The organism is Paenibacillus baekrokdamisoli, from assembly GCF_003945345.1.
GTDB classification, from domain to species: domain Bacteria; phylum Bacillota; class Bacilli; order Paenibacillales; family Paenibacillaceae; genus Paenibacillus_Z; species Paenibacillus_Z baekrokdamisoli.
On sequence record NZ_AP019308.1, the window covers coordinates 1,541,910 to 1,556,517 of the forward strand.

The window sequence follows — 14,608 nt, forward strand, 5'->3', positions numbered from 1 at the left end:
ACGGATATCAGTTAAAAGTATGGAATGATCAAAAGGCTCGTATTAGCAAAATGTAAAAAAAATGAGAATATTATTTTTTGGGCAATGTACACAAGTGAGATTATATGTTATTTTAACAAGAGAACCAATCATCCCATGTTTGGAGGTTTGATGAATGCTAACGAAAACAACTCGACTTAATCTTGTTGATCAAGTCATTTTACAAATTGAATCTCTAATTGAATCCGGCGAATGGCAGGTAGGAAAGAAGATACCAGCCGAACCGGAACTTGTCGTTGAACTTAACGTTAGCCGCAATACGTTGCGTGAAGGTATAAGGGCTCTGTGTCATGCTGGCGTATTAATGACTAAACAAGGGGACGGAACCTATGTTTCTTCAGGCAGCACGCTTGGCGCGGCCATTCAACGGCGTATTCAAAAATCGAGCTTGCTTGATACGCTGGAAGTTCGGAATGCGTTAGAGCAGGAAGCAGCTAGACTCGCCGCTGAAAGGCGCACTGAACAGGATCTGGAGAAAATTTGGTTTTATCATCAGGAATGCAGTTCGTTTACAGTTAGTCGTGATATGGAACAGTATGTGGCCGCAGATATGAAATTGCATCAGACCATTGTGGAATCGACCGGCAATCAAATGCTCATCGACCTGTATGCACATATCACTGAAGCCATCCAGGAATCCATCACCATTTACTTAAGAAAAAGATTTACCGATAAGCTTCCTCAAGATGAGCATCATCAACTGGTGGAGGCCATTGCCGCGCAAGATTCAAAAGCAGCTGCCAAAAACGTACAGCAGTTCTTCGACCAATTAAAAAGAGATATTGAGATGGAGGAAATGTAAGTGGAATCATCACAACTTAGATCCAATACCAAATCGAAATCCACTTCTAAAGGATGGCTGCTTGTCTTAGGCATTATTTTGATTGCGGCGAACTTGCGTGCCCCTCTAACCTCAGTAGGTCCACTCATTGGAACCATTCGGGATGACTTAGGAATATCGAATACTTTAGCGGGCTTGATTACCACACTGCCATTATTGGGGTTTGCACTTCTTTCACCTGTTGCGCCTAAATTGGCTCGCCGTTTTGGTACGCCAGCTGTTCTCTTCGGTTCCTTGTTCCTTCTTTTAATAGGAATGGTATTACGCTCATTTTGGGGAATCAGCTCACTGTTGATCGGAACAGTCATTCTGGGCCTTGCGATTTCTGTTTGTAATGTATTAATGCCGAGCCTTATCAAAGAAAACTATCCATTAAGAATTGGAGTAATGATCGGTATTTATTCCGTTGCAATGAATTTTAGCGGTGCGATCGCATCCGGAATCAGCGTGCCGCTGGCCAATCAAGTCGGCTTGGGATGGAAGGGGGCATTGGGGATATGGACACTACTAACATTGGTGGCGATGCTTGTCTGGATGCCTCAATTAAGGCGTAAGCAGCAAAAAACGAACTCATTAACAAGGAACGAAAACCGGACGAGTCTGTGGAAATCCTCACTCGCATGGTACGTTACACTATTCATGGGTTTACAATCCATGTTTTTTTATGTAGTCGTTTCTTGGCTTCCGGATATTTTGAAAAACCAGGGAATGAGTTCCGATTCAGCGGGCTGGACGCTATCCCTGATGCAGCTGGCTTTACTTCCAGTCACCTTTATTGTGCCTATATTAGCAGGGCGAATGAACAATCAAATTCCTCTTATCATCCTAACTGCTGGATTTTTCTTTATTGGTATTGCGGGATTTCTTTCTGGGAATCATTCGCTAGTTATTCTGTGGGCAGTGTTAATCGGTATTGGAGCGGGTTGTTCATTCAGTCTGGCTATGATGTTCTTCGGGCTTCGTACTACAAATGCTCATGATGCGGCAGAATTATCCGGTATGTCTCAGTCTGTAGGTTACTTGCTCGCGGCTGTAGGACCCACTTTATTCGGCTATCTACATGATGCCACGAACGGATGGAATGTGCCGCTTATTGTTCTGCTTGCAATGACAATACTGCTGATGATCTTTGGCGTAGCTGCAGGCCGAGATCGATTAATTTTGAGGGAATTTGGATGAGTAAGAAGTGGAAGGTTTTTACTGCTGTCTGTGCCGGATTCATGATTATATCGAGCACTGTTATAGCGGCAGCATCAGGTACACGGATTTTTATAAATGATGTAGAATTTTCTGGCAGCGCCTTTAATCTGAATAAGGACAAGGGAATAGTGATGGTATCCTTGAAGTCCATAGTGGAACAGTTCCAAGGAAACGTGACTTATAAAGACAATAGCATCTATGTGACTATGCCTGAATCATCCAATTTGTCCTTACAAGTGAAAAGTCTAGAGAATGCTCTTGAAGCTGGATCTCCGGAAGAAGCAGTTCAGACATGGATCCGTGGCGTGCAAAAGAGAAGCGGCGCAATGCAGTATGCTGTCTTATCGCCGGCTCTCCGTCAAGAGAACAAGCAGGAATTTGAAGACAACTTTTGGGTAACCGGTGCCTCCAGCCCTCATATGGGAAAAGTCGAACAATTGCATTCCAAGGAATTAACACCAGACAAAGTTCAAATCTCATTTGATTATCCACTTGTTGTGATGAATGAAACGATTGGAACCGGGAGTGCCTCCATTACGGTTGATAAGATTAAACGGGAACCGTTCGATTACTGGGCTATATCATCTATTGCTTTGAAGGACCCAGGGGATACAGGAAATATGATCGGAGCGATAAAGCTGGGGAATCCAAAAAAATGATATCGGAACATGTTTTTGTCATTCTGCTTGACAAGAACATGTTCCGATTCCCGATGCTAAGGAACGACGAGCAGAACAAGACTAGGAAACGCTTGAAGGAGTCTCCTTAAATGCTTATAATGGCATCGTCCATACAATTTCGGCTATTCGCACACAGGCTTGGCGGGAATGTAGCTGGAGCAGAACATGATCTGGTTTGACATCAACAATAGCTCCTTCAATCGCCCCTCGTGTTGTTTCGAGCAATACGCATCGGCCTACTAAGCGGCTAAGGGCTTCCACAACGTAGGGGTCGATCGACGAAACCATTTGTATTTGGCTAGGGCTAACTTGACTCGGGCTTACCTGGCTAGGATTGACCGGACTTGTATGGTATGGATACAAAACATTCATCACTCCTTGATATAGGTTCGAACCCATCATATGCAGATGCCTATTCATTGGACTGGGCGGAAGTGGTTTTATGATTTCACGACAACTGTTAAAGATTACACTAGCTTACAGCCAGGTGTTTAATCTTCGGATTAGTTGAAGAGCTTGGAATAAACACACTTGGACATAAAAAATTTACTCTATAATGTGCTTATTGAAGTTGCATTAAAATGAATGTCAGATTATAATGTGCTTAATGCTGTTGCAGTTAAGGCTGCATGATTAATAAACAATAGACGAGAAGGGTGTGATACAACCGAACGGGGTCAATTGGCCCTTTAGTAAAAGGGTATATGGCATGAGAGTGACAAGGGTGATTTTTAATTTAAAATGTGCTTCAAACAGTTGCATATATAATGAAAAGGGGAGATTAAGATGGATATTTTGTCAAATATTTTAGGGGGATTACTAGCACTTATCTTTTTGATGGCTGCCTTGGGTAAAATAACAGGTTCCAAGATGCATGTCGATGGCTTTAGGCAGTGGGGTTTACCACAATGGTTCCGAGTTGTGACAGGCATCGTTGAATTTGTCGGTGCGGCAGCATTAATTATTGGCTTCTGGGAGCACAGTTGGACAGCAGTAGGAGCTCTCTTACTTGGTGTTACGTCTATTGGAGGTATTCTAACTCATATTCGTGTTAAGGATTCATTCAAACAAACATTCCCGATTATATTCCTCGGTATTTTATCTTTTATAGTATTTTTCATTCGGTTATCTGATTTCCCAGGGTTTAACTAATGGGTATCAATCAGAACGATAACACGGAGTTTGAGTTTGGGATATACTCCTTGGGGGAATTAATTCCTGGACCGTCTGGACAAATTATAAGTGCTGGTAAACGGATTGAAGACATTATAGCCGCCGCTAAACTGGCAGACGAAGCAGGTCTAGACTTATTTGGAATAGGCGAACATCATCGTAACAAGCATTAGATGAGTTCCATCCCCATTATGTCAATTATTTCTCCTATTTCATGAAAGAGCGTGGGCAACGATTCTGGGTATCCCGATCAGATCTAGACCCGATGACTGCTCCAAATAATGTGCTCGCCGTAGGAAGTCCACAGCAGCTTGTTGTGAAAATATTGCATCAGTATGAGTTATTTGGCCACAGCCGGTTTATGGGGCAATTTGATTTGGGTGGGCAATCGTTGTCCAAGGTGGCGACTGCTATCGAGCTATTGGCGACGGAAGTAGCTCCTGTGGTGCGGCGAGAAATCAGAAAAAGTAGAGGTCAATGAAAATGAATATAACCTTTTCGGTGCTAGTGGGGTGATCGGTCAATTGGCATTTGAACTGCAAGATTCATATATATGTCAAATGCCCATCGTATTTAACAACTAGGGTTCAGAAGTTAAATGAATTTCCCAGGTCAGAAGAGTAGGTATATATCAGCTAATGTTATTGGAAGAGGTTTGTTTAGAATATAAGGGATTTTCATAATGAACCCCAAAAAACAAGGGGATTTTAAGCCCCTCGTTATTTTACTTATCGAAGATCTCGTCCAGTGAGGTGTGTGCATCGCGGTTCGCCGCCTTAACAATTTCACGATCTGTTTCATTTCCGCCTTGGATGGCATCCGCCGCGTCCGCCTGCTGTTTCAATTGCTCTTCAATTTGCCCGATGCCGTGTGCCTCTTGATGATTTCGGCTTGATGTCATAGTTCACCTCCGTCAACATTCCGTATAATTCCCCTGCTTTAATATGCGTTGTTTAACAGGGAATTATGACGTTGATATGAGGGCAATACTGGTTCCCCGTGAGGGGCATGGAGGGCTATCGGGCAGCATAGCAGTTCAATAACATAAAACATATTTGCGATTACTAGAACTCTGTCGGAAGCGGAATTAATTCGTACAGATCGTTCACGGGACATCCGATTGTATCGGCAACCGAAATGGCCGTCTTTAACGGCATGACTCTCTTACCTTCCATATAGTCGACTAAGCGCTCTGGCTTAAAAAGCAAAGTTCGGGCGAGTTCCTCTTTCGTCATGCCGGACTCATGCAGTCGCTGATGAAGCAAGCAGCGGCCGAGTTCGATTTTCATTGTAGCAGCCTCCATTATTACGATTATAACTACATCTTAGCCATATTTCGGGAGGAATAAAACGTTCTTGGCAGGACTGAGAGAGGTTAGCCTACGAAATACAGGTACGTGAGGAATACTTACTTGACTTTCATTAACCTGACATTGTATTCTTATCAAGACAAAAACACGTTCAAGGAACATCAAGAGTGCGCATTTCATAATTAGCTGTAAATTAAAATTTCATAATTGTAATCGATACGTACTACAAACATATCGATTCGTGAATCGGAGGAGCCTGTCACCAAGGGCTCTTTTTTGTGTTTTTTAGCCACTCATTGAACTTGTGAATAGGAGACGAATAAGGAGGCAAAGAGAAAGTAAACCATGTATGCTCAGGATTTATATGTAAATAGTAAAGAGACGAAAACTGCTTTAAAGCAGCTTTAAATCGGAGGATTCAATTATGGAGCAGCAAGCTATATGGGCAATCGGAATTTTTCTTGTTATCTACGCGCTTATTATTTCAGAAAAGATTCACCGCACGATTATAGCCATGATCGGTGGGCTTATCATGGTTACGCTTGGGATAGTGGATCAAGAAACAGCATTACATCATATTGATTTCAATACGCTCGGGCTACTTATTGGCATGATGATCATAGTAAGTATTACTGCCGACACGGGTCTGTTTAAATTTATCGCAGTATGGGCAGCAAAGAAATCGAAAGGTAATCCAGTCCGGATTCTGATTGCACTAGCACTTATTACTGCAATAGGTTCTGCATTTCTAGATAACGTGACAACAGTGCTTCTTATGGTACCTGTAACCTTTAGCATTACGCGCCAATTACGAGTGCCTCCAATACCCTTCTTATTGACGCAAATTATTGCATCTAATGTCGGTGGCACAGCAACGCTAATTGGGGATCCACCGAACATTATGATTGGGAGTGCGGTTAAGGAATTGACCTTTATGGCATTCATCAACAATCTGGCGCCTGTCGCAGCGTTAGTTATGATTATTTACATCCCCATTTTTGTTTTACTTTTTCGTAAACAAATTCAAACAACACCTGAATTAACGAAAAGCATTATGGATATGAATGAAAAAGAGCTTATCGCTGATCACAAATTGCTGCGTAAATGTTTAACGGTACTGGGACTGACCATCGTTGGATTCTTCCTTCATCAGTCACTGCACCTGGAGTCGGCTACAGTTGCATTAGTCGGCGCCTTTCTTCTCTTGCTTCTTACCGGTGAACATATGATGGAAGCAGCATTTACTAAAGTAGAATGGATGACGATATTCTTCTTCGTGGGATTGTTCGTACTTGTTTCGGGATTGATTGAAACAGGAGTAATCGCCAAACTAGCGGCACAAGCTATTGAATTGACGAATGGAAACGTGATTGCAACTTCCTTACTAATCTTGTGGCTCAGTGCTATTGCATCAGCGTTTTTGGACAATATACCTTTTGTCGCAACCATGATTCCCATGATCCAAGAAATGGGCAATATGGGTGTCAGCAATTTGGAACCGGTCTGGTGGAGCCTTGCGTTAGGTGCTTGTTTAGGCGGTAACGGGTCATTAATCGGTGCAAGTGCCAATCTTATCGTTGCGGGTATGTCGGGTAAGGAGGGGCATCCCATAAAGTTTCTCCAGTTCTTCAAATATGGTTTTCCTCTGATGCTGATTTCTATTGTAATATCGACCTTTTATATATACATTAGATACTTAATGTAGAGGGGATAATTTTACGTAGATGATAGGGGATGCACATAGTGAAGCGTATTTTTGCTTATTTTTATTCCTCTTGCGATTTTGTTTTTCTTTCTACTAACCAAACCTTATGAAACCTATTTCAACAAGATTTCCAATGGCATTCATGATCTCGCGAGCGGTGAGTTTACAAGTCGTGTTCAAATTTCATCAAAGGATGAGTTCGGGGATATTGCTACAGACATTAATCTAGCAAGTGAAAAGTTAAGAGAAGCGGTAGAAAGAGGAGATTTTGCTGAAAGTAGTAAAGATCAATTGGTCTTGAATTTGGCTCATGATCTGCGCACGCCGCTGACCTCAGTTTTAGGTTATTTAGACTTCATTCTTCAGGACAATCATTTGACTGTCGAACAAATCAGACATTATGCGGGCATTGCTTTTAACAAGTCTCAACGTTTAGAGAAGCTTATTGATGAACTATTCGAGATAACAAGAATGAACTACGGCATGCTTACCATTGAAAGAGAACCCATAGATTTAACTGAACTGCTCAATCAATTAAACGAAGAATTATATCCCGTCTTTGAGAAAAATCATCTCATCGCTCGAATGAATGTGACGCCGCGTCTGCATATATGGGGTGACGGAGAACTGTTGGCACGTGTATTTGAGAATCTGCTGACGAATGCCATTCGTTATGGAAGTGACGGAAAGTTTGTAGATATAAATGGCTATCTGGATGAAGAAGAGGTGGTCATTCAAGTGGTTAATTATGGTGATCATATTCTCCCAGAAGAGCTGCCGCATCTCTTTGAAATGTTTTATACGGGCGACAAAGCACGAACAGATCAAGGCGGGGGTACAGGTCTTGGATTGTTCATTACTAAAAATATCGTGATGCAGCATAATGGGACGGTGTCCGCCCAAAGTAATTTGATTCGTACGATCTTTGAGGTACGTCTACCGCAAGAATCCACTTCAAAAGAATCTGGTTTATAATCCAAATCCCTAATTTAAGAAAAATTTTATAATTACCCTACTTCTTTTTAAACAGTTTTCTCTATCCTTTATGTATGAAGGCAGGAGGGAACTGTGGATGAAGAAGTGGGTTTTTTTGTTTGTCGTACTTTTGCTGCTGGGCTTTAAAGCCACTGGGCAGAAAGCGGAGATCATACAGGAGTATCCTAGCAAAGCCAGCTTTATGAAGAAAAGGGTTCAGCTTATGCTTTACCAGCGGGTTACAGCGAACATAATTTAGGCTTATCCCTGGATATTGGCTCTACACAAATGGAAATGAATAAAGCGCCTGAAGGAAAGTGGCTTAAGAAAAATGCTTGGAAATACGGTTTTATTTTACGCTATCCAGAAGACAAAACAGCTATCACGGGTATTCAATATGAACCTTGGCATTATCGCTATATTGGTATGCCTCACAGCGCTATTATGCAAGAACATCATTTTGTTTTGGAACAATATTTGGATTATTTAAGAAAAGAAAGAGTCATTTCGGTTCGTGTTGATGGTAAGAAATACGAAGTTTCTTATTATCCTGTCTCCAAAAAAATGACGATTAAAGTGCCGACAAATCGCCAGTATGACATTTCAGGCAACAATAGGGATGGAATCATTGTGACCGTGTACCCCTGATAAGCTTGTACGAATCTAAAGAAAGTAAGGATATCCATGATGAATACAACAATGAAAAAATGGCTTCGAAGGGATACATCAGCGGCATTCCTGTTTCTCGTACCGAGTGGTATAGGGTTTGCTTTGTTTTACCTCATTCCGTTTGCAATGGGGGTCTTCTATTCCTTTATGAATAGTACGGTCGACAGCCAATTCGTTGGATTGGATAATTACCGCGAGCTGCTCGCAAGCGATTCATTTCGTAAAGCGGCATCCAATACGTTTTATTTTACCGCAGTTAGTGTTCCGATCATGCTTGTACTGTCTTTGGGACTCGCAATGCTGCTGAATCAGAATATATATCTACGAAACTGGCTGAGAACGGCCTATGTGCTGCCGCTTGTCGTCCCTGTCGCTTCGATCATTCTAATCTGGCAAATGCTGCTCGATTGGAACGGGTCACTTAATGCCTGGATGAATGATTTCGGATTCGACCGTGTGGATTGGATGAAGACAGATGCAGCGCGCAATGTTGTCATCATCATCTATCTGTGGAAGAACATGGGCTATAACATCATTCTGTTCTTGGCGGGGCTGCAGCAAATTCCGAAGGATTATTACGAAACCGCTCAAATTGAAGGAGCTGGACGTTTTCGGCAATTTAGTAGAATAACGCTCATCTATTTGACTCCGACGATGTTCTTAGTCATCTTAATGTCTATTATTAACTCATTCAAAGTGTTCAGGGAAACGTACTTGATCGCAGGCGATTATCCGCATGACAGTATTTATATGCTGCAGCATTATATGAACAACATGTTCATGTCGCTGGATATTCAGAAGCTGACTGCGGCGGCAGCGATGATGACGGGCTGCATTCTGCTTCTTGTTATAGGGCTGTTTGCGCTTGAACGCCGTTTCTGAAAGTTTATGGAATAGGGCGGGGGAATCTATTGAAAAGTACAAGAGTACTGCAAAAATATGCATTAACAATTGCCATGACTGCAATCGCTGTGCTGCTTATTTTCCCTATTATAATCACATTCACCAATTCATTGCTGACAGAGCAGGAAATCAGTATTAATTATGGGTTGATAGGGAAAATGAACGAAACAGCTGCAGGAACAGCGAATCCTTTTATTAATTTAAAGCTGCTGCCAGATCAAGTCTCGCTGGAGCAGTATGGCAAAATATTAATTAATAGCCCTAAATATCTAACTATGTTTTGGAATTCGGTATTCATGGTGGTGCCGATTATCATCGGACAGACGCTAGTATCAGCGCTTGCTGCGTACGCGTTTGGTAAGCTGCAATTCCGGGGACGAGAATCGTTGTTTCTCATCTATGTCTTAACGATGCTCATGCCGTTTCAAGTAACGCTGGTGCCGAATTATATTATGGCCGATAAGCTTGGGTTGCTGAATAGTACGAATGCCATTATATTACCTGGGATATTTGCTGCTTTCGGCGTGTTTATGCTCAGGCAGTCCATGCTGCATATTCCGTACACCTATATTGAAGCAGCGAAGATGGACGGAGCTGGACATTTGCGAATTTTTTACCTGATTATTATTCCGATGATTAAACCAGGTTTGGCTGCACTAGTCGTACTATTGTTCGTCGATTATTGGAATATGGTGGAGCAGCCTCTTATTTTTCTAGATGATCCGTTCATGCAGCCTTTATCAGTATATTTATCAAGAATTAATACGGGCGAACAGGGTGTTGCATTCGCTGCATCCGTGCTCTACATGACTCCGATGGTACTGTTATTTCTGTATGCGGAAACTTATTTTATTGAAGGCATTCAATTGTCTGGCATCAAAGGATAGTTGCTGCGGTTAGGAGGACGGAGATGTGGAATTGGAGCTAACAGAAGTGCCTAAAGATCGTAAGCGCAAACGTAAAATTCAAATCATTTTTACTGTTTTTATGGGGTTATTAGTGCTTTTCACACTATTCAGCAATACACTGCAGTCGCTGACATTACCGAAGGTGACCACGGAGAGGGCGGCAATGGGCAGTTTTGTACATACGCTTGAAGGAAGTGGAGTTCTGCGGCCAATTGTGGAAGCAAAACTATTAAACCCTGCTGGTTGGAAAATCAAAACGATTCTCGTGAAAGAAGGTGATCATGTAAAGAAGGGGCAAAGGCTTATCATCTATGACAGTAAATCTGCCGAACGGGAATTGCAAGATGAGAAGACACAGTTGGCAAAGCAAACAATCGATCTGCAAAGTATACAAGATCGGTTCATTCTATCGAAAATGGAAGGAGATGAAACGAAGATTCGCAGCGTAAGCCGCGATATGGAAACACGTAAACTCGATATGGGCGTTCAGGAACGAAAAATTAGCGATTTGAGAGACCGTTTAACTAACCAAAAGGAAATTACAGCTCCATTCGATGGTCTTATTACGAAGCTGAATGCCGTGGAGGGATTATCGTCTATGGGGGAACCAGATGTGTATATTTCGAGTAACAGTGGGGGTTATCTGTTTGAATTTCCCTCCGATGCGCAGCGATTAACTGACTTAGGGGTTCAAGTTGGAGAGAAGATTGAGGTTGAAGTTCATATGATGTTAGATCAGCAGACGAGAATCATCGAAGGCATAATTACCGAGATCGTAAATGCAGAGCCGCGCACAGAGAACTCGAATGATATAGAGACGAATAAGACTCTAGTGATATCACAGAAGGTTATTCGCGTGAAAGTCGTTGGTACCGAGCTGAAAGGCGGTGAGCAAGCACTTGTCAAACTCACGAAAAGCTCACAGCAGGACGGGTTTATCATTTCCAATAAGGCGATTCATCAAGATCGGGAAGGCAAGTATATTTACAAAATCGAAGAGCAGCAGGGCGCATTAGGGAATGTCTTTGTTGCACGAAAAGTTACCATTCTTTCCAGTGAATCGAATGACAAAGAAACGATAGTTCAAGCAGTTAGCTTTAATGAGAGTGATCTGATTATTTTGGAGAGCAGTGAGCCTTTGCAAGATGGCAACCGGGTTCGTTTGCAATAGCTATGCACGTATACGATATAAAGATAGGGAGAGGAAGTCATATGATGAAAAAGCGACTATTGATTGTATGTATCTGTATTTTGCTGGCGGCTACAACCGCATGCAGTGCTGGAGGTAACGGGGGTTTAGGCAGCAAAGAGAAACCAAAATCCAAAGATGGGAAGACGGTCGTCACGATATCTCTACTAAGACCGGACGCATTCTACCTCGGAGTAGAGAAGAAATTTGAGAAGAAGTATCCTGACATTGACCTGCAATTCCAAATCTTTAAACAAGAAGGGGAAAAATGGGGGGAGGGTGATTTTGAAAAATACATAAAAACGACGAATACAGCACTACTATCAGGAAAAGGCGCTGATATTTTCGAAATGAGCAGCTTGCCTGTCGGCAAATATGTGAGCAAGAAGCTTCTCATGAACATGAATGATTGGATGGAACAAGACAAAACACTGAATAAGAGTAATTTGCAAACAAACATTTTGGAAGCTCTGAAAGTAGATGGCGGCTTGTATGTGATGCCTTCCTCGTTCTACGTAGGGACATTCGTAGGAGATGGAGACATTCTGAAGAAGACGAGCGTGAAGTTCGATGATAAGAACTGGACCTGGAAGCAGTTTGAGGATATTTCGCAGCAGCTCATACAAAAGGAGGGAGACAGCAGCAAAGAACATCGCTACGCCTTAGCGAATGACACGCCGGAATTTTTCCTTCTGGCACAAGTGAAGAATAATAATACGGATTTCATCGATCAGGTAACGCAGAAAGCAAAGTTTGATTCTCCCTTATTCGAGGAAACGATGCTGCATATTAAAAAAATGTATGATGATAAAATCATGACTTCAAAACCAGCGGATATCGGAAATCAGTTGTTCTATTCCACCTTCTTGTTCTGGCCTGAAGACTTTATTGATGGACCGCATAGGTTCTACTCGAATCCGAAGCTGCTGCAAAGGCCGCATTCCGAAGGGGAACCAAGTGGAACTACATTCTTAACCCCTTTTCAGCTTGCCATACAAGACAAATCATCGGTTAAAGAGGAAGCTTGGAAGTTTATTTCCTTTTTATTATCCGAAGAAGCGCAATCCTTAAGTGAGAGAGAAGGATTTTCACTCCTTAAATCCGTGAATGAGAAGAAGATGAATGAAATGCATGAAAAAGTGAAAAGTGGCGCCTATAAACTTCCATCAGGGAAAGCAGTTAAGATATCGGAAGAAGACTTTGCATCGTTCAAACAGCTCATCAATACAGCGGATCGCTTGGCATCAACGGACAATAAAGTGTTGTCGATTATCGAAGAGGAGTCCAAATCATTCTTCAGCGGTCAAAAGACTGCCAAGGAAGTAGCAAAATTGATCCAGAACCGAGTGACAACCTACTTAAACGAATAAAGAGAAATATCCAGTATAGGGGAAAGCTTGAGAAATCAAGCTTTTTTAGTTTGTCGATAATAGAACAGGTCAATATTCAAAAGTTTCTTCCAGTTATATCCTATTGTAGTATGGTAGTAACTTGTTTTTGAAGGGAGTGATCGGCATGAAAAGCCGGGCTATTACTACTATTGTTATTTTTAAGGTGATCATTAACTGAATATTGGAGGCAGACATAGTTAGTCTGCCCATATAAAGGATATTGCTGCTCATTTTTCCTGTTCATGGAGAGGGTCTGTTTGTTTTGGATTCTTACCCTCCTATAAGGATTAGTAGACCGCAGGCATAGCCTTGCGGTCTTTTTGCGCTCAAAAATAGGGCTATTCATTTAAAATGAGGAGTTGTAGACGATGTTGAAGCTAAAATATCTTTTCAATGATGTGAATGCAGCAGAAATGCTTTTGAGAAATTGGGATTTTGATAACGAATCTATGGATATGTTTCAGTATTATCGAATATCCTCAAACGCGATTTATCCGTTCCAATTCAAAGGGAATACCCAGCTATTAAGATTTGCCCCAAAAACGGAGAAGAGTAAAGAAAATATTTTAGCAGAACTCGATTTTATTGCATATCTGCGTACCAAACAATATGGGGTACTAGAAGCCGTTGTATCAAAAGCTGGGGAAGAGCTTGTAGAAGCCCAAACACCATGGGGCGAGTACTTTGCTTCCGTATTTAAACGTGTAGCAGGCGAACAGATTAACAAGACTGATTTTAACGATAACGTTGTTTTCAGCCTTGGGAAAGCGCTCGGAAGACTTCATTATTTATCTAGTGAATATACACCTATTAATCACAAGAGATGGTCATACCGCGATGTTTTAAATTGGATTGAGAATACACTGGTTGATTTTCCACAGGAAACAGCAGCTTTGGCAGAAACAAGGTTATTGCAGGATTATTTCTCTTCTATACCTATCACAAAAAGTAATTATGGACTTATTCATTATGACTTTGAGTCTGATAATGTTTTCTTTGATGAAGAAACGAAATCTTGTAACATTATTGATTTTGATGATGCTATGTATCACTGGTATGCGATGGATATTGAGCAATCTCTTGATAGCTTGCAGGGTGATGTTCCAGTTGAAATGTTTAGCCATAAAAAACAGTGCTTTATGGAAGGATATCTCACTGAATATGATTGCTCAGATGATTCTCTTTCAATTGTGCCAGCTTGCAGGCGGTTTGCTAATTTATATGGGTATACTCGTATCCTAAGATCCATATCCGAACAATGGGCTAATGAACCGGATTGGTTGATACAATTGAGAGGGAGATTAACTAGGCATCTGGAAGATAAAACTTCTTGCTTTGGACAGGAGATTTAAGGAAACGCCGAGGGGAGTATTGAATTGTGTTTAATCAATGATAGCTAGCAAATTACATGTATAAAGCGTAATGGCAGACTAGACGACAATGTTCTAGTCTGCCATTCTTCTTCACGTAGCGTTCACAATAGGTGGCAGATCGAAGCGTGAGTTTTATCTCAGAAATATCAATAGATAAAATAGGTGGTAAGTAGGTTTCACAACCTGCTTACTGTCTTTTCATTTATAGCAGCTTGGAGATCCGCGTATTGCATCCAATCTATGTTAAGCTAC

At 41.6% G+C, this 14,608-nt stretch carries 16 protein-coding genes and 2 pseudogenes; 15 read left to right on the top strand and 3 right to left on the bottom strand.

Annotated elements, in window-relative coordinates:
- Window positions 1-154 precede the first annotated feature (154 nt).
- From EKN16_RS06745 to EKN16_RS06755, 3 genes are read left to right on the top strand one after another with little or no spacing between them, the layout of a single operon-like run.
- Complete coding sequence (locus EKN16_RS06745) at window positions 155-841, top strand: FadR/GntR family transcriptional regulator (RefSeq protein WP_125654813.1); 687 nt, start codon at window positions 155-157, stop codon at window positions 839-841.
- The gene (locus EKN16_RS06750) at window positions 842-2,059 is read left to right on the top strand and encodes a CynX/NimT family MFS transporter (RefSeq protein WP_125654815.1); all 1,218 of its coding nucleotides are present in this window, start codon (window positions 842-844) and stop codon (window positions 2,057-2,059) included.
- Window positions 2,056-2,739, top strand: a complete 684-nt coding sequence (locus EKN16_RS06755) for a hypothetical protein (RefSeq protein ID WP_125654817.1) — start codon at window positions 2,056-2,058, stop codon at window positions 2,737-2,739. The genes EKN16_RS06750 and EKN16_RS06755 overlap by 4 nt, the downstream gene beginning before the upstream one ends.
- Window positions 2,740-2,853: 114 nt before the next feature.
- Here the strand turns inward: EKN16_RS06755 and EKN16_RS33625 are convergent, their stop codons facing one another.
- On the bottom strand, window positions 2,854-3,180 hold the full coding sequence (locus EKN16_RS33625; protein WP_331852371.1) for a DUF2642 domain-containing protein: 327 nt from the start codon (window positions 3,178-3,180) through the stop codon (window positions 2,854-2,856).
- Window positions 3,181-3,546: 366 nt separating this feature from the next.
- On the opposite strand from EKN16_RS33625, the gene EKN16_RS06765 reads away from it, so the two are divergent.
- From EKN16_RS06765 to EKN16_RS32890, 3 genes are read left to right on the top strand one after another with little or no spacing between them, the layout of a single operon-like run.
- Entirely contained in the window at window positions 3,547-3,912 is a 366-nt protein-coding gene (locus tag EKN16_RS06765) for a DoxX family protein (protein ID WP_125654819.1), read from the top strand.
- Complete coding sequence (locus tag EKN16_RS32885) at window positions 3,912-4,106, top strand: LLM class flavin-dependent oxidoreductase (protein WP_232016260.1); 195 nt, start codon at window positions 3,912-3,914, stop codon at window positions 4,104-4,106. Before EKN16_RS06765 ends, EKN16_RS32885 begins: the two co-directional genes overlap by 1 nt.
- 41 nt (window positions 4,107-4,147) lie before the next feature.
- Window positions 4,148-4,414, top strand: coding sequence for a hypothetical protein (locus tag EKN16_RS32890; protein WP_232016261.1), 267 nt, complete (start codon window positions 4,148-4,150; stop codon window positions 4,412-4,414).
- A gap of 243 nt (window positions 4,415-4,657) precedes the next feature.
- Here the strand turns inward: EKN16_RS32890 and EKN16_RS32120 are convergent, their stop codons facing one another.
- Together EKN16_RS32120 and EKN16_RS06775 are read right to left on the bottom strand one after the other, a co-directional pair.
- Entirely contained in the window at window positions 4,658-4,834 is a 177-nt protein-coding gene (locus tag EKN16_RS32120) for a hypothetical protein (protein ID WP_164522699.1), read from the bottom strand.
- Between the two features lie 163 nt (window positions 4,835-4,997).
- A complete protein-coding gene (locus EKN16_RS06775) occupies window positions 4,998-5,222 on the bottom strand; it encodes a helix-turn-helix domain-containing protein (protein ID WP_125654821.1) in 225 nt (74 codons plus the stop codon).
- Window positions 5,223-5,667: 445 nt separating this feature from the next.
- On the opposite strand from EKN16_RS06775, the gene EKN16_RS06780 reads away from it, so the two are divergent.
- The 9 genes and pseudogenes from EKN16_RS06780 (at window position 5,668) to EKN16_RS06815 (ending at window position 14,335) form a co-directional block, all read left to right on the top strand.
- Window positions 5,668-6,948 carry an ArsB/NhaD family transporter gene (locus EKN16_RS06780; protein WP_125654823.1) on the top strand — a complete coding sequence of 427 codons (1,281 nt, stop codon included), beginning with the start codon at window positions 5,668-5,670 and terminating at the stop codon, window positions 6,946-6,948.
- Between the two features lie 42 nt (window positions 6,949-6,990).
- Window positions 6,991-7,923, top strand: a pseudogene (locus EKN16_RS06785) (ATP-binding protein); the annotation flags it as partial.
- A 97-nt stretch (window positions 7,924-8,020) separates the two neighbouring features.
- Window positions 8,021-8,182: a hypothetical protein gene (locus EKN16_RS32125; RefSeq protein WP_164522700.1), complete on the top strand. Its 162-nt coding sequence runs from the start codon at window positions 8,021-8,023 to the stop codon at window positions 8,180-8,182.
- Window positions 8,113-8,571, top strand: a pseudogene (locus EKN16_RS06790) (M15 family metallopeptidase); the annotation flags it as partial. The gene EKN16_RS32125 and the pseudogene EKN16_RS06790, both read left to right, overlap by 70 nt.
- Window positions 8,572-8,622: 51 nt before the next feature.
- Entirely contained in the window at window positions 8,623-9,474 is an 852-nt protein-coding gene (locus EKN16_RS06795; protein WP_125654827.1) for a carbohydrate ABC transporter permease, read from the top strand.
- A gap of 74 nt (window positions 9,475-9,548) precedes the next feature.
- Complete coding sequence (locus EKN16_RS06800) at window positions 9,549-10,382, top strand: carbohydrate ABC transporter permease (RefSeq protein WP_375782074.1); 834 nt, start codon at window positions 9,549-9,551, stop codon at window positions 10,380-10,382.
- A 25-nt stretch (window positions 10,383-10,407) separates the two neighbouring features.
- Entirely contained in the window at window positions 10,408-11,574 is a 1,167-nt protein-coding gene (locus tag EKN16_RS06805) for an efflux RND transporter periplasmic adaptor subunit (protein ID WP_311547067.1), read from the top strand.
- Between the two features lie 41 nt (window positions 11,575-11,615).
- A complete protein-coding gene (locus EKN16_RS06810) occupies window positions 11,616-12,962 on the top strand; it encodes an ABC transporter substrate-binding protein (protein ID WP_311547069.1) in 1,347 nt (448 codons plus the stop codon).
- A 389-nt stretch (window positions 12,963-13,351) separates the two neighbouring features.
- Window positions 13,352-14,335 carry a phosphotransferase enzyme family protein gene (locus EKN16_RS06815; protein ID WP_125654831.1) on the top strand — a complete coding sequence of 328 codons (984 nt, stop codon included), beginning with the start codon at window positions 13,352-13,354 and terminating at the stop codon, window positions 14,333-14,335.
- The last annotated feature ends 273 nt before the right edge of the window (window positions 14,336-14,608 follow it).